At 61.4% G+C, this 18,989-nt stretch carries 20 protein-coding genes; 13 read left to right on the forward strand and 7 right to left on the reverse strand.

All coding sequences use genetic code 11. From position 1 onward, the window contains the following. Nucleotides 1–12: 12 nt before the first annotated feature. A complete protein-coding gene (gene cysN / locus P7A97_RS06890) occupies nt 13–1,905 on the forward strand; it encodes a sulfate adenylyltransferase subunit CysN (protein ID WP_277689178.1) in 1,893 nt (630 codons plus the stop codon). 380 nt (nt 1,906–2,285) lie between these two features. Here the strand turns inward: cysN and P7A97_RS06895 are convergent, their stop codons facing one another. Then, the gene (locus tag P7A97_RS06895) at nt 2,286–2,720 is read right to left on the reverse strand and encodes a DUF1043 family protein (RefSeq protein ID WP_277689179.1); all 435 of its coding nucleotides are present in this window, start codon (nt 2,718–2,720) and stop codon (nt 2,286–2,288) included. 132 nt (nt 2,721–2,852) lie between these two features. Between P7A97_RS06895 and P7A97_RS06900 the strand changes: the two genes are divergently transcribed. The 3 genes from P7A97_RS06900 to zapE all read left to right on the forward strand — a co-directional run bounded on the left by P7A97_RS06900 (nt 2,853) and on the right by zapE (nt 6,021). Beyond that, nucleotides 2,853–3,485: an alpha/beta fold hydrolase gene (locus P7A97_RS06900; protein ID WP_277689246.1), complete on the forward strand. Its 633-nt coding sequence runs from the start codon at nt 2,853–2,855 to the stop codon at nt 3,483–3,485. 11 nt (nt 3,486–3,496) lie between these two features. Next, on the forward strand, nt 3,497–4,843 hold the full coding sequence (locus tag P7A97_RS06905; protein WP_277689180.1) for a tryptophan--tRNA ligase: 1,347 nt from the start codon (nt 3,497–3,499) through the stop codon (nt 4,841–4,843). Nucleotides 4,844–4,926: 83 nt separating this feature from the next. Beyond that, nucleotides 4,927–6,021: a cell division protein ZapE gene (gene zapE, locus P7A97_RS06910; RefSeq protein WP_277689181.1), complete on the forward strand. Its 1,095-nt coding sequence runs from the start codon at nt 4,927–4,929 to the stop codon at nt 6,019–6,021. 81 nt (nt 6,022–6,102) lie between these two features. On the opposite strand, the gene P7A97_RS06915 is transcribed toward zapE, so the two are convergent. Continuing rightward, nucleotides 6,103–7,005 carry a GlxA family transcriptional regulator gene (locus P7A97_RS06915; RefSeq protein WP_277689247.1) on the reverse strand — a complete coding sequence of 301 codons (903 nt, stop codon included), beginning with the start codon at nt 7,003–7,005 and terminating at the stop codon, nt 6,103–6,105. Between the two features lie 220 nt (nt 7,006–7,225). Between P7A97_RS06915 and P7A97_RS06920 the strand changes: the two genes are divergently transcribed. After that, on the forward strand, nt 7,226–8,362 hold the full coding sequence (locus tag P7A97_RS06920) for an acyl-CoA dehydrogenase family protein (protein ID WP_277689182.1): 1,137 nt from the start codon (nt 7,226–7,228) through the stop codon (nt 8,360–8,362). A 48-nt stretch (nt 8,363–8,410) separates the two neighbouring features. On the opposite strand, the gene P7A97_RS06925 is transcribed toward P7A97_RS06920, so the two are convergent. Next, complete coding sequence (locus tag P7A97_RS06925; protein ID WP_277689183.1) at nt 8,411–9,448, reverse strand: NADP(H)-dependent aldo-keto reductase; 1,038 nt, start codon at nt 9,446–9,448, stop codon at nt 8,411–8,413. 274 nt (nt 9,449–9,722) lie between these two features. On the opposite strand from P7A97_RS06925, the gene rplM reads away from it, so the two are divergent. The 7 genes from rplM (at nt 9,723) to P7A97_RS06960 (ending at nt 14,529) form a co-directional block, all read left to right on the forward strand. Beyond that, nucleotides 9,723–10,151 carry a 50S ribosomal protein L13 gene (gene rplM / locus P7A97_RS06930; protein WP_068829562.1) on the forward strand — a complete coding sequence of 143 codons (429 nt, stop codon included), beginning with the start codon at nt 9,723–9,725 and terminating at the stop codon, nt 10,149–10,151. A gap of 14 nt (nt 10,152–10,165) precedes the next feature. Next, nucleotides 10,166–10,558 carry a 30S ribosomal protein S9 gene (rpsI, locus tag P7A97_RS06935; protein WP_277689184.1) on the forward strand — a complete coding sequence of 131 codons (393 nt, stop codon included), beginning with the start codon at nt 10,166–10,168 and terminating at the stop codon, nt 10,556–10,558. Nucleotides 10,559–10,809: 251 nt separating this feature from the next. Continuing rightward, the gene (gene petA, locus P7A97_RS06940; RefSeq protein ID WP_277689185.1) at nt 10,810–11,403 is read left to right on the forward strand and encodes a ubiquinol-cytochrome c reductase iron-sulfur subunit; all 594 of its coding nucleotides are present in this window, start codon (nt 10,810–10,812) and stop codon (nt 11,401–11,403) included. Beyond that, complete coding sequence (locus tag P7A97_RS06945; RefSeq protein WP_277689248.1) at nt 11,403–12,614, forward strand: cytochrome bc complex cytochrome b subunit; 1,212 nt, start codon at nt 11,403–11,405, stop codon at nt 12,612–12,614. Before petA ends, P7A97_RS06945 begins: the two co-directional genes overlap by 1 nt. Continuing rightward, on the forward strand, nt 12,614–13,393 hold the full coding sequence (locus P7A97_RS06950) for a cytochrome c1 (protein WP_277689186.1): 780 nt from the start codon (nt 12,614–12,616) through the stop codon (nt 13,391–13,393). Before P7A97_RS06945 ends, P7A97_RS06950 begins: the two co-directional genes overlap by 1 nt. A gap of 87 nt (nt 13,394–13,480) precedes the next feature. Next, nucleotides 13,481–14,098 (forward strand): glutathione S-transferase N-terminal domain-containing protein, encoded by a 618-nt coding sequence (locus P7A97_RS06955; protein ID WP_277689187.1) that lies wholly within the window; start codon nt 13,481–13,483, stop codon nt 14,096–14,098. Between the two features lie 17 nt (nt 14,099–14,115). Continuing rightward, nucleotides 14,116–14,529 (forward strand): ClpXP protease specificity-enhancing factor, encoded by a 414-nt coding sequence (locus P7A97_RS06960; protein WP_277689188.1) that lies wholly within the window; start codon nt 14,116–14,118, stop codon nt 14,527–14,529. A 45-nt stretch (nt 14,530–14,574) separates the two neighbouring features. Here the strand turns inward: P7A97_RS06960 and P7A97_RS06965 are convergent, their stop codons facing one another. From P7A97_RS06965 to P7A97_RS06980, 4 genes are all read right to left on the reverse strand, one after another. After that, a complete protein-coding gene (locus P7A97_RS06965) occupies nt 14,575–15,108 on the reverse strand; it encodes a BON domain-containing protein (RefSeq protein WP_277689189.1) in 534 nt (177 codons plus the stop codon). Further along, nucleotides 15,105–15,698, reverse strand: coding sequence for a phosphoheptose isomerase (locus P7A97_RS06970; RefSeq protein ID WP_277689190.1), 594 nt, complete (start codon nt 15,696–15,698; stop codon nt 15,105–15,107). The genes P7A97_RS06965 and P7A97_RS06970 overlap by 4 nt, the downstream gene beginning before the upstream one ends. Before the next feature lie 122 nt (nt 15,699–15,820). After that, nucleotides 15,821–16,174, reverse strand: a complete 354-nt coding sequence (locus P7A97_RS06975; protein ID WP_277689249.1) for a YraN family protein — start codon at nt 16,172–16,174, stop codon at nt 15,821–15,823. Further along, on the reverse strand, nt 16,170–17,981 hold the full coding sequence (locus tag P7A97_RS06980) for a penicillin-binding protein activator (RefSeq protein WP_277689191.1): 1,812 nt from the start codon (nt 17,979–17,981) through the stop codon (nt 16,170–16,172). The genes P7A97_RS06975 and P7A97_RS06980 overlap by 5 nt, the downstream gene beginning before the upstream one ends. Nucleotides 17,982–18,072: 91 nt before the next feature. On the opposite strand from P7A97_RS06980, the gene rsmI reads away from it, so the two are divergent. Continuing rightward, nucleotides 18,073–18,975: a 16S rRNA (cytidine(1402)-2'-O)-methyltransferase gene (gene rsmI, locus P7A97_RS06985; RefSeq protein ID WP_277689192.1), complete on the forward strand. Its 903-nt coding sequence runs from the start codon at nt 18,073–18,075 to the stop codon at nt 18,973–18,975. The last annotated feature ends 14 nt before the right edge of the window (nt 18,976–18,989 follow it).

The raw sequence follows: 18,989 nt of genomic DNA on the forward strand, positions 1-18,989 counted from the left end.
GGATTTCGCGCCATGAGTCATCAATCCGATCTGATCAGCGAGGACATCCTCGCCTACCTGGCCCAGCACGAACGTAAAGAGCTGCTGCGCTTCCTCACCTGCGGCAACGTCGACGACGGCAAGAGCACCCTGATCGGGCGCCTGCTGCACGACTCCAAGATGATCTACGAAGACCATCTGGAAGCCATCACCAAGGATTCGAAGAAAGTCGGCACCACCGGCGATGAAGTGGACCTGGCACTGCTGGTCGACGGCCTGCAGGCCGAGCGCGAGCAGGGCATCACCATCGACGTGGCCTACCGCTACTTCAGCACCTCGAAGCGCAAGTTCATCATCGCCGACACCCCCGGCCATGAGCAGTACACCCGCAACATGGCGACCGGTGCTTCCACCTGCGACCTGGCGATCATTCTGATCGACGCTCGCTACGGTGTGCAGACCCAGACCAAGCGCCACAGCTTCATCGCCTCCCTGTTGGGCATCAAGCACATCGTCGTCGCCGTCAACAAGATGGACCTCAAGGACTTCGATCAGGGCGTGTTCGAGCAGATCAAGGCCGATTACCTGGCTTTCGCCGACAAGATCAACCTGCGTCCGACCACCCTGGAGTTCGTGCCTATGTCGGCGCTCAAGGGCGACAACGTGGTCAACAAGTCCGAGCGCTCGCCCTGGTACACCGGCCAGTCGCTGATGGAAATCCTGGAAACCGTAGAGGTTGCCGGTGACCGCAACTTCGACGACCTGCGCTTCCCGGTGCAGTACGTCAACCGTCCGAACCTGAACTTCCGTGGCTTCGCCGGCACCCTGGCCAGCGGCATCGTGCGCAAGGGCGACGACGTCGTCGCGCTGCCGTCGGGCAAGGGCAGCAAGGTCAAGTCCATCGTCACCTATGAAGGCGAACTGGAGCAGGCCGGCCCGGGTCAGGCCATCACCATCACCCTGGAAGATGAGATCGACGTCTCCCGCGGCGACATGCTGGTACACGCCGACAACCGTCCGCAGGTGGTCGACAGCTTCGACGCCATGCTGGTGTGGATGGGTGAAGAGCCGATGCTGCCGGGCAAGAAGTACGACATCAAGCGCGCCACCAGCTACGTGCCGGGTTCGATTGCCAGCATTACTCACCGGGTTGACGTGAACACCCTGGAAGAGGGCGCGGCGAGCAGCCTGCAGCTCAACGAGATCGGCAAGGTCAAGGTTGCCCTGGATGCCTCGATTGCGCTGGATGGCTACGAGCAGAACCGCACCACCGGTGCCTTCATCGTCATCGACCGCCTGACCAACGGAACCGTCGGTGCCGGCATGATCATCGCCGCGCCAATTGGTGCGGGTGGTCATCACACTCAGCTGACCCATGTTTCCACCGAGGAACGTGCCAGCCGCTTCGGCCAGCAGCCGGCCACCGTGCTGTTCAGTGGCCTGTCCGGCGCCGGTAAGAGCACTCTGGCCTACGCCGTGGAGCGCAAGCTGTTCGACATGGGCCGTGCCGTGTATGTACTGGATGGCCAGAACCTGCGCCATGACCTGAACAAGGGCCTGCCGCAGGACCGTGCCGGTCGTGCCGAAAACTGGCGCCGCGCCGCCCAGGTGGCCAAGCAGTTCAACGAGGCCGGTCTGCTGACCCTGGCTGCGTTCGTTGCCCCGGATGCCGAAGGCCGCGAACAGGCCAAGGCCGTGGTCGGTGCCGAGCGCCTGATCACCGTGTACGTTCAGGCCTCGCCGCAGGTCTGCCGTGAGCGTGATCCCCAGGGCCTGTATGCCGCCGGCGGTGACAATATCCCGGGCGAATCCTTCCCCTACGATATCCCGCTGGATGCCGATCTGGTGATCGATACCCAGGCGCTGTCGGTGGAAGAGGGTGTCAAGCAGGTGCTGGATCTGTTGCGCACGCGCGGCGCGATCTGATCCTGTTGGCTGCATGAAAAGCCCCGCCTGGTGCGGGGCTTTTTTATGGCTATGCCCCAGTAGAGTGTTCTTGGCGTACCGCACTGTGGGAGCGGCTTTAGCCGCGATAGGGGCGGCTGTGGTGTTACCTGCATCGCGGCTGAAGCCGCTCCCACACAGAATCTGGGATCGTTCATCCGCCAGGGGCCTTGGCTGCGCTCAGGTCGCACATAAGCGTGCTGCCCAGTCCTTCCTGTTGTGCTTGCTGTTAAACCGCTTCGGCCGCGAATTCAGGTGATGCCGAGCTCACCATTCGTAATTGAAGTCGTTCGCCCGTTGTGGTCACTGACACATGGAAAGCAAAAAGCCCCGCGATGGCGGGGCTTTTTGTTGTCAGCGAATCAGCGTTTGAGGCCGAAGGTCTCGTCCAGGGTGCCGGGCTGGTCCGGCGACTTGGGCGCGTAGTCCTTGGGGGCTTCGTTGCTCTTCGGTGGTGTCAGGCGCTCGCGCGGCGCCTTGCTGTCCTCGGCGTGCAGAGCCGCCAGCATGCGTTGGCGGGTCAGCTCGTCGGCGGCGAGGCGGCTGGCGCCCTGGGACAGGTGCTCCTGCACGTCCTGGTAGCTTTGGGTCAGCTTGCGGACCAGGCTGGCGGTGGTGTTGAAGTGGGTGACCACCTCGTTCTGGTAGCTGTCGAAGCGCTGCTGCATCTCGTCCAGTTGGCGCTGGGTGCGGCTGGGGGCAGCGTTGGGCAGCAGGCGGGCGACCAGGAAACCGATCGCGACGCCGGCCAGTAGGGCGATAGCAGGGAGCAGCCAGGGGGTGAGCGATTGTTCCACGAGTCCTTCCTCTGAAAGCGGCTTTGTTTTACGGTAGCGGCTCTCGCCGGCGCTGTATACCGCGGCAAAGCCCTGTTGTGCGAAGTGCCTAACCAAGACGTGTCGACCCTGCCTGGGGTCACGGAGTTCCTGCTGTTGATCCGCGAAGCCCCTCTTTCCCTCGACGGCCCTTGCGGCGCGCTCGAAGCCTTGTTGTGTGAAGTGCCCGATGCCCGTGGCGTTGCGCTGATCTGTCATCCCAACCCGATGCAGGGTGGCACCATGCTCAACAAGGTGGTGTCGACCCTGCAGCGCAGCGTGCGCGACATGGGCTACCACACCCTGCGCTTCAACTATCGTGGCGTCGGCGCCAGTGCCGGCAGCCACGATATGGGGAGTGGTGAGGTGGATGACGCCGAGGCGGTGGCCCGCTGGCTTGGTGACCGTTACCCTGATCTGCCGTTGATCCTCTGCGGCTTCTCGTTCGGCGGCTTTGTTGCTGGCGCACTGGCCGGGCGTCTTGAGGATCAGGGCGTCAGTATTCCCAAGCTGTTCATGGTGGCGCCTGCCGTGCATCGCCTGCAGGCGCCCGAGCATCTGCCGAAGAGCGGTGATCTGGTAGTGGTGCAGCCGGAGCAGGACGAAGTGGTGCAGCCCGCCGCCGTCTACGCCTGGTCGGCCACGCTGGCGCGTCCCCATGAACTGCTGAAAGTGGCAGAATGCGGCCACTTTTTTCACGGCAAGCTGCCCGAGCTGAAAGAGCTGGTCCAGCCCCGACTCCAATAAGTGAAGCCATCATGACCACCCGTATCCTCACCGGTATCACCACCACCGGCACTCCGCACCTGGGCAATTACGCCGGTGCCATTCGTCCGGCCATCGTCGCCAGTCGCTCGCCCGAGGCGGATTCCTTCTATTTCCTCGCCGACTATCACGCGCTGATCAAGTGCGACGACCCGGCGCGAATCCAGCGCTCGCGCCTGGAAATTGCCGCGACCTGGCTGGCGCTGGGCCTGGATGTGAACAAGGCGACCTTTTACCGCCAGTCCGACATCCCTGAAATCCCCGAATTGTGCTGGCTTCTCACCTGCGTCGCCGGCAAGGGCCTGCTCAACCGCGCTCACGCCTACAAGGCGTCGGTGGACAAGAACGTCGAGCAGGGCGAAGACCCGGATGCCGGCGTGACCATGGGGCTGTTCAGCTACCCCGTGCTGATGGCCGCTGACATCCTGATGTTCAACGCGCACAAGGTGCCGGTCGGTCGTGATCAGATCCAGCACGTGGAAATGGCCCGCGACATCGGGCAGCGCTTCAACCACCTGTTTGGCGCCGGCAAGGAGTTGTTCACCCTGCCCGAGGCAGTGATCGAGGAAGAAGTGGCGACCCTGCCCGGTCTCGACGGCCGCAAGATGAGCAAGAGCTACGACAACACCATTCCGTTGTTTGGTACGGCCAAGCAGCTGAAGGACGCCATCGCCCGCATCGTCACCGACTCCAAACTGCCGGGTGAGCCCAAGGATGCCGACGGCTCGCATCTGTTCACCCTGTACCAGGCCTTTGCCAGCCAGGCTCAGCAGGCCGAGTTCCGCGCCGAGCTGGAGGGCGGACTTGCCTGGGGTGAGGCGAAGAATCGCCTGTACCAGTTGCTGGAAGGTGAGTTGGGCGAGGCCCGCGAGCGTTACAACGCGCTGATCGCCAAGCCTGCGGACCTGGAAGACATTCTACTGGCGGGTGCCGCCAAGGCGCGCAAGATCGCGACCCCTTTCCTCGGCGAGCTGCGCGAAGCGGTGGGTCTGCGCTCGTTCCGTGAGCAGGTGCAGGTGGCCGGTAGCGAGAAGAAGAAGGCCGCCAAGAGCGCGCGTATTGTCAGCTTCCGTGACGACGATGGCAGCTTCCGTTTCCGCCTGCTGGATGCCGCTGGCGAACAGCTGCTGCTGTCCAAGGCTTTCACTGATGGCAAGGGCGCTGGTCAGGCCAGCAAGGCCCTGCAGTCCGGCGCCGAGCTGGATGTGCGCGTCGAGGGGCTGGCCTTCAGCGTCTGGTTGGCGGATGAGGCGATCGGTGCAAGTCCGGCCTTTGCTGACGCCGCCGCCCTGGACGCTGCCATCGTCCGCCTGCACGAGGCGCTGGCTCCACAGGAATAAAGGTCGCCGGCTAATGGCTGATTGCCAAGCACGGGGTGCGTCGCTAAAGTGACCGCCCCGTTTTTGTTACCGAATTTCCCAACATGACTCCTCTTGAGCGTTATCAGGCCGATCTGAAACGGCCGGACTTTTTCCACGATGCCGCACAGGAAAACGCCGTGCGCCATCTACAGCGCCTGTATGACGACCTGATCGCCGCTGACGCGGGCAAATCGGGCCTGCTCGGCAAACTGTTCGGTAAGAAGCCGCAGGGGCCGGTCAAGGGCATCTACTTTTGGGGCGGTGTCGGGCGCGGCAAGACCTACCTGGTTGATACCTTCTTCGATGCGCTGCCCTTTGAGCAGAAGATGCGCACGCACTTTCACCGTTTCATGAAGCGCGTGCATGAGGAAATGAAGACCCTCAAGGGCGAGAAGAACCCGTTGACCATCATCGGCAAGCGTTTCGCTGCCGAGGCGCGGGTGATCTGCTTCGACGAATTCTTCGTCAGCGACATCACCGACGCCATGATCCTCGCCACCCTGCTCGACGAGCTGTTCAAGAACGGCGTGAGCCTGGTAGCCACCTCCAACATCGTGCCGGATGGCCTCTACAAGGACGGCCTGCAGCGCGCGCGTTTCCTGCCGGCCATTGCGCTGGTCAAGGAGCACACCGAAGTGGTCAACGTCGACAGTGGCGTCGACTACCGTCTGCGTGCGCTGGAGCAGGCCGAGCTGTTCCACTGGCCGCTGGATGCCGAGGCCGAGGTCAGCCTGGAAAAGAGCTTCCGCAGCCTGCTGCCTGAGCACTGCCAAGTAGAAGAGAACAAGGCGCTGATGGTCGAGAACCGGGCCATTGTGGCGCGCAAGGAAGGCGACGATGTGGCCTGGTTCGAGTTTCGCGAGCTGTGTGATGGCCCGCGGAGTCAGAACGACTACATCGAGTTGGGCAAGATCTATCACGCGGTGATACTGGCCAATGTCGAACAGATGGGCGTGGCCAAGGACGATATGGCGCGGCGCTTCATCAATCTGGTGGACGAGTTCTATGACCGCAACGTCAAGCTGATCATCTCCGCCGAAGTGGAGCTCAAGGACCTGTACACCGGAGGCCGACTGAGTTTCGAGTTCCAGCGTACCCTGAGCCGCTTGCTGGAAATGCAGTCGCACGAGTTCCTCTCGCGCCCGCACAAGCCCTGATTGGCTCGTGCTTGAACCAGAAGGGCTGCCCATGGGCAGCCCTTTTGCATTTCAGTCGGCCTGCGATCAGACGGCCTGCGCTCAGGCGCTTTCCTTGTGCTGGAACTGGCGGCGGTACTGGTTGGGCGATAGCCCGGCGTGCTGGCGAAACAGGCGGGCGAAGAAGCTGGCGTCGTCGTAGCCCACTTCGTAGCTGATCGTCTTGATGCTCTTGCGCGTAGAGCTGAGCAGGCTCTTGGCGGTTTCGATGCGCAGGCGCTGCAAGTAATGCAAAGGCTTGTCGCCGGTGGCAGCCTGGAAGCGGCGCATGAAATTACGGATGCTCATGCCGTGCTGACGGGCGACATCTTCGATGCGGAATTTTTCGGCGAAATGCTCCTCCAGCCACTGCTGAACCTGCAGAATGGCCACGTCCTGGTGCAGTTTCTGCCCGCCGAAGCCGATACGCCCCGGGCTGTAGCTGCGCTGGGTCTCGTAGAGAATGTCGCGGGACACACCCTGGGCAATGGACGCGCCACAGAAGCGCTCGATCAGGTAGATGTACAGGTCGCAGGCCGAGGTCACGCCGCCGGCGCAATACAGGTTGTCAGCGTCCGACAGGTGCTTTTCCTGGTTCAGCAGCACCTTGGGGAAGCGCTCGGCGAACTCGCGGAAGAAGCGCCAGTAGGTGGTCGCTTCCTTGCCGTCGAGTAGACCGGTTTCAGCCATCCAAAACACGCCCGTGGCTTCGCCGCAGATCACCGCGCCGGCGGCATGTTGCTCGCGCAGCCAGGTGATGATGTGCGGGTGCTGTGTGCGCAGCTCATCGAAGTCGCCCCAGAACGCCGGCAGGATGATGACGTCGGCCGGGCCCAGTTCCCCATCGACGCTGATCACCGCCTCGCTGAAGCTGGTTACCGCCAAACCGTCGGGGCTGACAATGCGGGTTTGAAACACTGACTTGAGTTCCAGCCCCTGCTGTTTGCTATGGCGGATGCCGGCCATGTGGAAGAAGTCGCGAGCCTGCATCAGGGTGGCAGCGAATACGCCGTCAATGGCCAGTATGGCGATGCGTATGGGGGACATGTGTTGTTCTTTTTAGTGATTAAACGGTCATTGTCTGGCTGGATCGTCTTATTTTTTGGCGCATGTGTCCAGTGCCCAGGCCTGAGGGGCTGGCCTAGAGTGTTGGTCATCCCATGACCACTCAGACACAGGTGTAACAATGATTCCAAGAACCCTGTTCAGCCACGAGCACGAGCAGTTTCGCGAGTCGGTGCGCAAGTTTTTCGAGCAGAAGGCCGTGCCTTTCCATGCCCAGTGGGAGAAGGATGGCCACATTGATCGAGCACTGTGGAACGCAGCAGGCGAGGCCGGCATGCTCTGCTCACATGTCCCCGAGGAGTACGGCGGGATGGGGGTCGATTTTCTCTACAGTGCAGTGGTGATCGAGGAGCAGTCGCGGCTGGGGTTGTCCGGCGTGGGCTTCTCTTTGCACTCGGACATCGTCGCCCCTTACATCCTTCACTACGGCACGGAAGAGCAGAAGCGCCACTACCTGCCCAAGCTGGTGAGCGGCGAGTTGGTCACCGCCATCGCCATGACCGAGCCCGGCACCGGCTCCGACCTGCAGGGCGTGAAGACCACCGCCGTGCTGGACGGTGACGAGTACGTGATCAACGGCTCCAAGACCTTCATCACCAACGGCTGGCTGGCCGATCTGGTGATCGTTGTCGCCAAGACCGATGCCAAGGCCGGCGCCAAGGGCATCAGCCTGTTCCTGGTCGAGGCCAACACGCCGGGCTTCTCCAAGGGCAAGCGCCTGGAGAAGGTTGGCATGAAGGCTCAGGACACCTCCGAGCTGTTCTTCCAGGATGTGCGCATTCCCAAGGCCAATATGCTGGGCAAGGAGGGGATGGGCTTTGTCTACCTGATGCAGGAGCTGCCGCAGGAACGCCTGACCGTGGGCGTGGGCGCCATTGCCTCAGCCGAAGCGGCGCTGCAATGGACCAAGGACTACGTGCGCGAGCGCAAGGCCTTCGGCAAGCCGGTGGCGGAGTTCCAGAATACCCGTTTCAAACTGGCCGAGATGGCCACCGAGATTCAGGTTGGCCGCGTGTTTGTCGACCGTTGCCTGGAGCTGCACCTGCAGAAGAAGCTGGATGTGCCGACTGCGGCCATGCTCAAGTACTGGGGCACCGACCTGCAGTGCAAGGTGATCGACGAATGCGTGCAGCTGCACGGCGGCTACGGCTACATGTGGGAATACCCGATTGCCCGCGCCTGGGCTGACTCACGGGTGCAGCGGATCTACGCCGGCACCAACGAGATCATGAAGGAGATCATCAGTCGCGCACTGTGATGATCGCGTAGAGACCAAGAGCCCGGCCATTGCCGGGCTCTTTCGTTCTCAGGGGGCGGGGTTGGGCTGTTCGCGATGAATGGCTTCGATGGCCTCCAGCAACTCCTGGCTGAGTTTCAGCTCAACACTGCCCAGATTGCTTTCCAGCTGCTCAAGGTTGGTTGCGCCGATGATGTTGCTGGTGACGAAGGGCTGGCGGGTGACGAAGGCCAGGGCCATCTGCGCGGGATCCAGATCGTGTTGGCGAGCCAGGGCGACATAGCGGCTGCAGGCGGCGATGGCCTGCGGATTGGTGTAGCGGGCGAAGCGGCTGAACAGGGTGATGCGCGCATTGGCCGGGCGAGCACCATGCTCATACTTGCCGCTCAGCATGCCGAAGGCCAGTGGCGAGTAGGCCAGCAAACCACATTGTTCGCGCATCGCTACCTCGGCCAGGCCCACCTCGAAGCCGCGGTTGAGCAGGTTGTAGGGGTTCTGGATGGAGACCACTCGTGGCAGGCCTAGGCTGTCGGCCAGTTGCAGGAACTTCATGGTGCCCCAGGGCGTTTCGTTGGACAGGCCTATGTGGCGGATCTTGCCAGCTTTGACCTGTTCACCAAGCGCCTCAAGGGTTTCCTGCAGGGCGGTGAATTCCTGCTCCTGGTGGCGATAGCCGAGCTGACCGAAGAAGTTGGTGCTGCGCTCGGGCCAGTGCAGTTGGTAGAGGTCGATCCAGTCGGTTTGCAGACGCTTCAGGCTTTCGTTCAGGGCCGCGACGATATGCTGGCGGTTGTGCTTGAGGTTGCCGCCACGGATGTAGTCGATGCCGTTGCCCGGGCCGGCAATCTTGCTGGCAAGAATCCAGTCGGCGCGATTGCCTCTGGCCTTGAAGTAGTTGCCGATGATGCGCTCGGTGGCGCCGTAGGTCTCGGCGCGCGGCGGCACCGGGTACATCTCCGCCGTATCGAGAAAGTTGATACCGCAAGCCTTGGCGCGATCGATCTGGGCAAAACCCTCGTTTTCATCGTTCTGCTGGCCCCAGGTCATGCTGCCCAGGCACAGGGCGCTGACACACAGGTCGCTGCGGCCCAGTTGACGGTATTCCATAACTGACTCCTCGTTCCCGGCAAAGGGGCGATGATAAAGCAGGTTGCTATTTTTTCAGCAATCGTCATAATTCCGCGGCTTTCCAAGCGGGGATGCCTAGCCTGCGCGGAAAGAAGGTGGGGATGCCTAGCCCGCCGAACCCCTGCCGTAGCGGACGCGCTGACCCGAGCCCCCGATAGCGTCTGTTTCCGGCTGTCTTTGACCTTGTCAAAGCAAGCACTATTCAGTAAGATCCGCCGTCTTATTTTCAGGGCGGCCCCTGAGGCTATAGCGAATGAAGACTTTTACTGCAAAACCGGAAACTGTTAAGCGCGACTGGTACGTCGTCGACGCTGCAGGTCAGACCCTGGGTCGTCTGGCCACCGAAATCGCCAGCCGTCTGCGCGGCAAGCACAAGCCGGAATACACCCCGCACGTTGATACCGGCGACTACATCGTCGTGATCAATGCCGAGCAGGTGCGTGTCACCGGTGCCAAGACCAGCGACAAGATGTACTACTCGCACTCCGGTTTCCCGGGTGGCATCAAGGAAATCAGCTTCGAGAAGCTGATTGCCAAGGCTCCCGAGCGCGTGATCGAGACCGCGGTCAAGGGCATGCTGCCGAAGAATCCGCTGGGTCGCGACATGTATCGCAAGCTGAAGGTGTACAAAGGTGCCAGCCACCCGCACACCGCTCAGCAGCCCCAAGAACTGAAGATTTAACGGAATAGTTCATTATGTCGGCGACTCAAAACTACGGCACTGGCCGTCGCAAGACTGCAACCGCGCGCGTATTCCTGCGCCCGGGTACTGGCAAGATCTCCATCAACAACCGCGCTCTGGATAACTTCTTCGGTCGCGAAACTGCTCGTATGGTCGTGCGTCAGCCGCTGGAGCTGACCGAGACCACCGAGAAGTTCGACGTCTACGTTACCGTTCTTGGCGGTGGTGTTAGCGGTCAGGCCGGGGCTATTCGTCATGGCATTACTCGCGCCCTGATCGAGTACGACGAGAGTCTGCGCAGCCCGCTGCGTAAGGCTGGCTACGTCACTCGTGATGCTCGTGAAGTTGAGCGTAAGAAAGTGGGTCTGCGCAAGGCGCGTAAGCGTCCTCAGTACTCCAAGCGTTAATTCGCTGCTGCGTTCAAAAGCGCCCAGTTCCTTACGGAGCTGGGCGTTTTTTATTGTTCTTTAATATCTCTGCGACAACCTGTCGCATTGGTAGAAAGCCCGATTTGCAAGGCTTGCGAGCATTTTGTATCCGGTAATTACCTTGTCAGAAAAGGGGCTTTTCTTTACCATTCTGCAAATTTTGTGCGGCCCGATTTATTACTTAGTAGAGGCCTGAACAACAGGCCATGAAGCTGATGGGAGACGACTGAATGAGCAATGACGGCGTGAATGCAGGCCGGCGTCGCTTCCTGGTAGCGGCCACTTCGGTGGTTGGTGCTGCCGGAGCGGTGGGTGCTGCGACTCCGTTCGTGGGGTCATGGTTCCCCAGTGCCAAGGCCAAAGCGGCCGGTGCACCGGTGAAAGTGAATATCGCCAAGGTCGAGCCTGGCCAGCAGATGGTTGCCGAATGGCGCGGTCAGCCGGTGTTCATCGTGCGCCGCACTGAGGAGATCCTGGCCAACCTGACCAAGATCGAAGGCAGTGTCGCTGACCCCGAATCCGCTGCCTCGGTACAGCCGGAGTACGTCGACAAGAAGACGCGCGCGATCAAGCCGGAAATTCTGGTGCTGGTCGGGCTGTGCACCCACCTGGGCTGCGCACCATCGTTCCGCCCGGAAGTGGCTCCGGCCGACCTCGGTCCGGACTGGGTAGGCGGTTATTTCTGTCCCTGCCACGGCTCCCGCTACGATCTTGCAGGGCGTGTCTACAAGGCTCAGCCCGCGCCGCTGAACCTGCCGGTTCCGCCGCATTCCTATGAATCCGATGATGTCATCATCGTCGGTGTGGACCAGGAGAAAGCATGATGGAAAAATTCATGGCCTGGATCGATGCGCGCTTCCCCGCCACCAAGATGTGGGAAGACCATCTGAGCAAGTACTACGCACCGAAGAACTTCAACTTCTTCTATTTCTTTGGCTCGCTGGCCCTGCTGGTGCTGGTCAACCAGATCCTTACCGGTATCTGGCTGACCATGAGCTTCACCCCGTCCGCTGAGGAAGCTTTCGCCTCCGTCGAGTACATCATGCGCGACGTGGAGTACGGCTGGATCATCCGCTACCTGCATTCCACGGGTGCCTCCGCGTTCTTCGTGGTGGTCTACCTGCACATGTTCCGCGGTCTGCTATACGGCTCCTACCAGAAGCCGCGCGAGCTGGTCTGGATCTTCGGCATGCTGATCTACCTGTGCCTGATGGCAGAGGCCTTCATGGGCTACCTGCTGCCGTGGGGCCAGATGTCCTACTGGGGTGCCCAGGTGATCATCTCGCTGTTCGGTGCCATTCCGGTGATCGGCGATGACCTGACCCAGTGGATCCGTGGTGACTACCTGATTTCGGGCATCACTCTGAACCGCTTCTTCGCCCTGCACGTGATCGCCCTGCCGATCGTCCTGCTTGGTCTGGTTGTGCTGCACATCCTGGCGCTGCACGAAGTGGGTTCGAACAACCCGGACGGCGTCGACATCAAGAAGAAGAAAGACGAGAGCGGCGTACCGCTGGATGGCATCGCCTTCCACCCGTACTACACCGTGAAGGACATCGTGGGTGTCGTGGTCTTCCTGTTCGTCTTCTGCGCCGTGGTGTTCTTCTTCCCGGAGATGGGCGGTTACTTCCTCGAGAAGCCGAACTTCGAGCAGGCCAACCCGTTCAAGACTCCTGAGCACATCGCTCCGGTCTGGTACTTCACGCCCTTCTACGCCATCCTGCGCGCCGTGCCGGACAAGCTGCTGGGTGTAATCGCCATGGGCGCCGCCATCGCTATCCTGTTCGTGCTGCCTTGGCTCGACCGCAGTCCGGTCAAGTCCATGCGCTACAAGGGCTGGATGAGCAAGATCTGGCTGGTGGTGTTCTGCATCTCCTTCGTGATCCTTGGCGTGCTCGGCGTGCTGGCTCCGACTCCGGGTCGTACCCTGCTGTCGCAGATTTGCACCGCGCTGTACTTCGCCTACTTCATCCTGATGCCGTTCTACACCCGGATGGAGAAGACTAAACCGGTTCCGGAAAGGGTGACTGGCTGATGAAAAAGCACTTTGCCGCACTGATTCTCGCTGTACTGCCGGGTCTGGCTTTTGCCGCCGGCAGCGGTTATCCCCTGGACAAGGTGGATATCGATTTCACTGACAAGGCCGCCATGCAGGACGGCGCGCGTACCTTCGCCAACTACTGCATGGGTTGCCACAGCGCCAAGTTCCAGCGTTATGAGCGTGTTGCCGATGACATCGGCATTCCACACGAACTGATGCTGGAGAACCTGGTATTCACCGGCGCCAAGATTGGCGATCACATGAAGATCGGCATGAAGCCGGAAGATGCCAAGGCCTGGTTCGGTGCCGCGCCGCCCGACCTGACGCTGGTCGCCCGCGTACGTGGTACCGACTGGCTGTACACCTACCTGCGTACCTTCTATGAAGATCCGAGTCGTCCGCTGGGCGCCAACAACAAGGTCTTCCCGAACGTCGGTATGCCGAACGTCCTGGCTAGCCTGCAGGGGCGCCAGGTCATCGGTTGCAAGCAGGTTCAGGTGGTCGAGGATGGCAAGAAACAATACGATCCGCTGACCGGTGCACCTATCACTCATGAAGCTTGTGATCAGCTGACCGTCGTGCCGAAGACCGGCAGCCTGACCGAAGAAGAGTTCGACGAGAAGATCCATAACCTGGTGACCTTCCTGGCTTACTCCGCTAACCCGGTAAAGCTGGAGAGTCAGCGTATTGGTACCTATGTGCTGTTGTACCTGGCTTTCTTCTTCGTGTTCGCCTACCTGCTGAAGCGCGAATACTGGAAGGACGTTCACTGATACATAGCGTTACTGCTGCAAACGCACGCGCCCTTCTGGGCGCGTGCGTTTTTCTGTTCCTGCAATTCTGAAAGTGAGGAGGGCGCCATGGCCGCGACCAACAAGCTGGCCTGCTATTCCGACCCTGCTGATCATTATTCCCATCGTGTGCGTCTGGTTCTTGCTGAGAAGGGTGTACAGGTGGACATCATCGATGTCCAGGCTGGGCACTGTCCGGCAAAGCTGGCTGAAGTGAACCCCTATGCGAGTCTGCCGACACTGATTGATCGCGATCTAGTCCTGTATGAGTCCACGGTGGTGATGGAATACCTCGACGAGCGTTACCCCCATCCACCGTTACTACCGGTCTATCCTGTGGCCAGGGCCAATAGCCGCCTGCTGATGCATCGGATACAGCGTGACTGGTGTCAGCTGGTCGATCGTATTCTTGAACCTCGCGGCAAGGAGGCGGACAAAGCACTGGCGCGCAAGGAGCTGCGTGAGAGCCTGACCGGCGTATCGCCGCTGTTTGCTGACAAGTCGTTCTTTCTCAGTGATGAACTGAGTCTGGTCGATTGCTGTTTGCTGCCGATTCTCTGGCGCCTGCCGCAGTTGGGGATCGAGTTGCCACGCCCGGCCAAGCCGCTGCTGGAGTATATGGAGCGGATGTTCACGCGCGAGGCCTTTCAGGCCAGTCTTTCCAGTGTCGAACGCAACATGCGTTGAGCCAGGAGGTATCTGCCATGAATTCCAGTCGACCCTATCTGGTGCGAGCACTTTATGAGTGGATCGTCGATAACGGCTGCACGCCTCACCTCTTGGTCAATGCCGAATACCCGAGCGTTCGGGTGCCGCCGGGTTATGCCAACGATGGCCAGATCGTGCTCAATGTGTCCCCCAGTGCAGTGCGCAGCCTGCATATGGACAATGAGGCGGTGAGTTTTGAGGGGCGCTTCGGGGGCGTCGCCCACCAACTGTACATCCCGACGGGTGCGATGCTTGCCATCTATGCCCGCGAAAATGGTCAGGGCATGGTCTTCGAGCTGGAGCCGCCGGTGGATGATGTTGAGGGCGAAGATGGCCCGGATGACGACGGACCGGGTGGTGATGAGCCTCCGCGTCCCAGTGGGCGACCCAGTTTGAAGGTGGTGAAGTAATAAAAAAGGCGATCCTCGGATCGCCTTTTTTGTATCTGGTCTGTGTCAGTCGGTGTACTGGAACAGTTTGACAATTTTTTGCACGCCCGAGGTGTTCTGCACCACGCGGCTGGCACTATTGCCTTCGGCACGGGTAACCAGTCCCATCAGGTAGACGATGCCGTTTTCGGTAACCACTTTGACCCTGGCGCTGGCTACTTCGCTGTCGAACAGCATTTGGGTCTTAATCTTGGTGGTCAGGGCTGCGTCGTTGCTGCGGGCGGCTAGGGAGCTGGGCTTGAGTACCTGCAGTTCATTGTGCACCTTGGTGACGCCCTGCACGCTGCGGGCGACCTCGCCAGCCTTGTCCTTGAGGTCGCTGCGCGGGGTTTGTCCAGCCAGCAGGATGACGCCGTTATAGGCGGTCACCACGATGTGTGAGGTAGGTGACGCGAGGTCTGCGTGGCTTTTCTCAACCTTGTTAGCGACTGCGGGCTCCAGGAACTGGTCGTCGATCTTGTTGCCGATGCTGCGATTGCTGCAGCCGCCCAGCACAACGCTTAGGGCGATCGTGGCAAGGATCAGGCGCTTGCGGATCATTCTTCACTCCCGAACAGTTGGCGGTCGATCAGGTCGCACAGGCAGTGGATGGCCAGCAGATGTACTTCCTGAATGCGTGCGGTGACCTTGGATGGCACGCGAATTTCGACGTCTTCCGGCAGCAGCAGCGAAGCCATGCCGCCGCCGTCACGGCCGGTAAGGGCGACGACCACCATCTCACGGTCGTGGGCTGCCTGGATGGCCTGGATCACGTTGGCCGAGTTGCCGCTGGTGGAGATGGCCAGGAGTACATCGCCGGGGCGACCCAGGGCGCGAATCTGCTTGGAGAAGACTTCGTTGTAGCTGTAGTCGTTGGCGATCGAGGTGATGGTGGAGCTGTCGGTCGTCAGCGCGATAGCCGGCAGGCTGGGACGCTCGCGCTCAAAGCGGTTGAGCAGCTCCGAGGAGAAGTGCTGTGAGTCACCGGCCGAACCGCCGTTGCCGCAGGCGAGGATCTTGCCTTCGTTGAGCAGCGAGTGAACCATGACCTGACTGGCATGCTCGATGAATGGCACCAGCACTTCCATGGCTTGCTGCTTGGTGTCGATGCTGGCCTGGAACATCTGGCGAATACGGGATTGCATATCCATGGAGTGTGACCTTAGGTGTGCTGGCTGAGACAGCCAGGGAAAAGCGAAGTTGCCTGCGCGGGGTTTTGCGTTTTACCCGAGGGTGCTTGGCGCGTCGACTAAAAATCCTTGATCGGGGTCATTCAGCTTTCGAACGCATTTCGCAGCCAGTTGGGCTCCTGACCGGGAGCCAGGGCGACCACGTCGAAACGACACGGGCTTCTCCCCCAACGGCTTTCGCGTTGCAGAAACAGTTCTGCGGCGAGGATCAGGCGCTGGCGCTTGCGTGCGTCGACGCTTTCCAGTGCGCCGCCCCATGCGGCGTGTCGGCGATAGCGAACTTCGACGAATACTACTGTATCGCCGTCCAGCATGACCAGATCGAGCTCGCCGCCGCGGCAGCGCCAGTTGCGAGCCAGCAGGTGCAGGCCGCTGCGCTGTAGCAGCGTCTCGGCCTGATCTTCGGCAGCGCGGCCGCTGTCCTGGCGACTGTTAATAGGTGCTGTCCGGCAGGCGCTGGACCTGGCCGCCTCGGAATTCGGCCCAGGGCAGTTGACGCTCGATGCGTTGCGCCTGGTTAAGGCTGAGGTTGCCGGAAAGTCCTTCCACGCGACTGTCGGGCAGCGCCTTGAGCTGGCTCAGGCGTGGCGCCAGGCGGAAAGCATCGGCGCCCATGGCGTAAAGACGGCCGAGGCTGCTGGCGGCCTGTGGCCACTGCTGATCGACCTGCTGGCGCAGGTTGTCGTTGGCATCCAGTAGCCAGGGGGTTTCACAGAAGCGGATGCCTTCAAGGTCCTGGAACTGGGTCGGATTGTGGCCGCCGGTGTAGAGGTGCGAAGTGGCGTAGACCGGCAGATCTCCCGCGTACTGGAAGGCCAGGGTTGGCTTGATCTGCTGTGCCTGTTGCGGGGTGGCAGCGAGGAAGATGAAGTCGATGTCCTGGCGGCGCGATGGCAGCGAGGCCAGTTGCGTGCCCAGGGTGCTCTGCAGGCGCTTGGCGCGTGCTTCACTCTGGCGCAGCTGCAGCAGATCGGCGATCTGTTGAGCGAGTTCCACGGGCTGGTCGACGTGTTCGGCGGCGATCAGCGAGCCGCCTGCTTCCTGCCAGCTCTGCTGGAAGGCGGCTAGCACGCGGTTGCCCCAGTCGCCACGTGGTACCAGGGCTACGGCGCTGCGCATGCCATCGGCCCATGCGCGGCGTGCTACTTCGCGGGCCTCGTCCTCTGCGGCCAATCCGAACTGGAACAGTTGCGCTGGTGCCTCACGGCCTGCGTCGCTGTAGTTAAGGGCGAGGGTGGTCAGCGGCAACTGCGGGCGCTCGCTGAGTTGCTTGACCAGCGGTTTCTCCAGCGGGCCGACCACCAGCTGCACGCCGTCAGCTTGGGCCTGACGGTAGAAGTCGTCCAGCGAGCTCATGCGCGAGCTGTCGTACAGCAGCACTTCCGGAGGGTTCTGGCCGGCCTGCTGGGCCTGATAGTGGGCCGCGAGGAAGCCATCGCGCAGTGCGCGGGAAACGGATGCCAGTTGGCCCTCTTGGGGTAGCAGCAGGGCGATTTTCTGCAGCGGTTGGCCGGCCAGCTCTTTGAGCTTGGTCAGCGGTTCTGGTAATTGCTGGGCTGCGGGGTGCTGCGGGTGCTGGTTCTTCCACGTGTCGATAGCGGCCAGCTGCTGATCGGGGGTGCCGGCGCTCTTGGTAGCCAGAGCCAGGCCAAGCCAGCCGTCGAGATCGCTGTCGCCAGAGCCGTTCAGTTGGCTCTTGGGCAGGCTGGCGACCAGTGCCCAGATAGTTTCGTGATTGGCTTTGGCGGCTTCGCCGCTGAGCAGGGGGGCGATGAAGACGCGTTCGCGTGCCGCGGCCAGGGTCTGGCCGTCGGCTTCAAGTGCGCCGGCGCTGACCAGCTGGGTGCGGATCTGCTGTTCCACCGGCAGCTCGGCGAGGTACTGCAGGCTTGGATGTTGCAACGCCTTGAGTGCGCTTTTGGGCTTGTTACGAGTCATGTCCAGCTCGGCGCGCAGCGTGCTGGCATAGATCTGCTGGGCTGGTTTCAGTCCAGCCAGCGGCACTGTATCCAGAATGCGAATGGAGCGGGCCACATCCTGCTGGCGGTAGGCCAGGTCGGCAGCGGATAGACGCAGCAGCGCTGCTTCTTCGGGTTCGCTGCTGGAGGCCTGTTGCAGTAACTGCTCGATGCTGGCCTGTGGCGTGCGTGGCAGTTCGCCCAGACTGGACGAAGGCGAGCTGGCACAGGCGGCCAGCAGGCCGGCGAAACAGAGGGCAGAGAGCGGACGCAAGCAAGCGATCATCGATACGTTCCCGGTACTGATCAGTAAAGAAGGTGCAATTGTACCTGCGCCCCGCGATGGGTGCGATGTCGGGGGTGGGAAACGGGCTACAATGCGCGCTTTGCGTAATTGTCGAGGTGTTTTCTTGAGCCTTCCCGCTGCTCCAGCCGCTACCGGCACCCTTTATGTGGTCGCCACGCCGATCGGTAACCTCGATGACATCAGTGCGCGGGCCTTGCGTGTGCTGGCCGAAGTGGCGCTGATTGCTGCCGAAGACACGCGACACTCGCAGCGCTTGCTTCAGCATTTTGGTATCTCGACGGCCCTGGCAGCCTGTCACGAGCATAACGAGCGTGATCAGGGTGGACGTTTTCTGGCGCGGCTGCAGGCGGGTGAGGATGTGGCGCTGATCTCCGATGCCGGCACGCCGCTGATTTCCGACCCCGGCTTCCATCTCGTTCGGGCCGCGCGAGCAGCAGGTATTCGCGTTGTGCCGGTGCCAGGTGCCTGTGCACTGGTTGCTGCACTCTCGGCTGCCGGTTTGCCTTCGGATCGCTTTGCTTTCGAGGGTTTTCTACCGGCCAAGACGGTGGGGCGGCGGGCGAAGCTGGAGCAGGCCCGAGAAGATGCCCGCACGCTTATTTACTACGAGGCGCCGCATCGCCTGCTGGAGTCCCTTGCCGACATGCGTGATGTTTTCGGTCCCGAGCGCCTGGCCGTGCTGGGGCGCGAGCTGACCAAGACTTTCGAGACGCTCAAGGGCTTGCCGTTGGGTGAGCTGTATGAGTGGGTGGCGGCCGATAGCAATCAGCGGCGTGGTGAATGTGTGATTCTGGTCGCGGGTTGGCAGGCGCCGGAAGGCGAGGATGCGGTCAGTGGTGAAGCGCTGCGCGTGCTTGACCTGCTCTTGGCCGAGCTGCCGCTCAAGCGCGCTGCGGCACTGGCTGCGGAGATCACCGGGGTGCGCAAGAATCTGCTCTATCAGGCGGCGCTTGATCGGCAAAAGGGTGCTTGAGCTTGTCCTGAGGG

This window comes from Pseudomonas sp. GOM6, assembly GCF_029537485.1.
Classification (GTDB): Bacteria; Pseudomonadota; Gammaproteobacteria; order Pseudomonadales; family Pseudomonadaceae; genus Aquipseudomonas.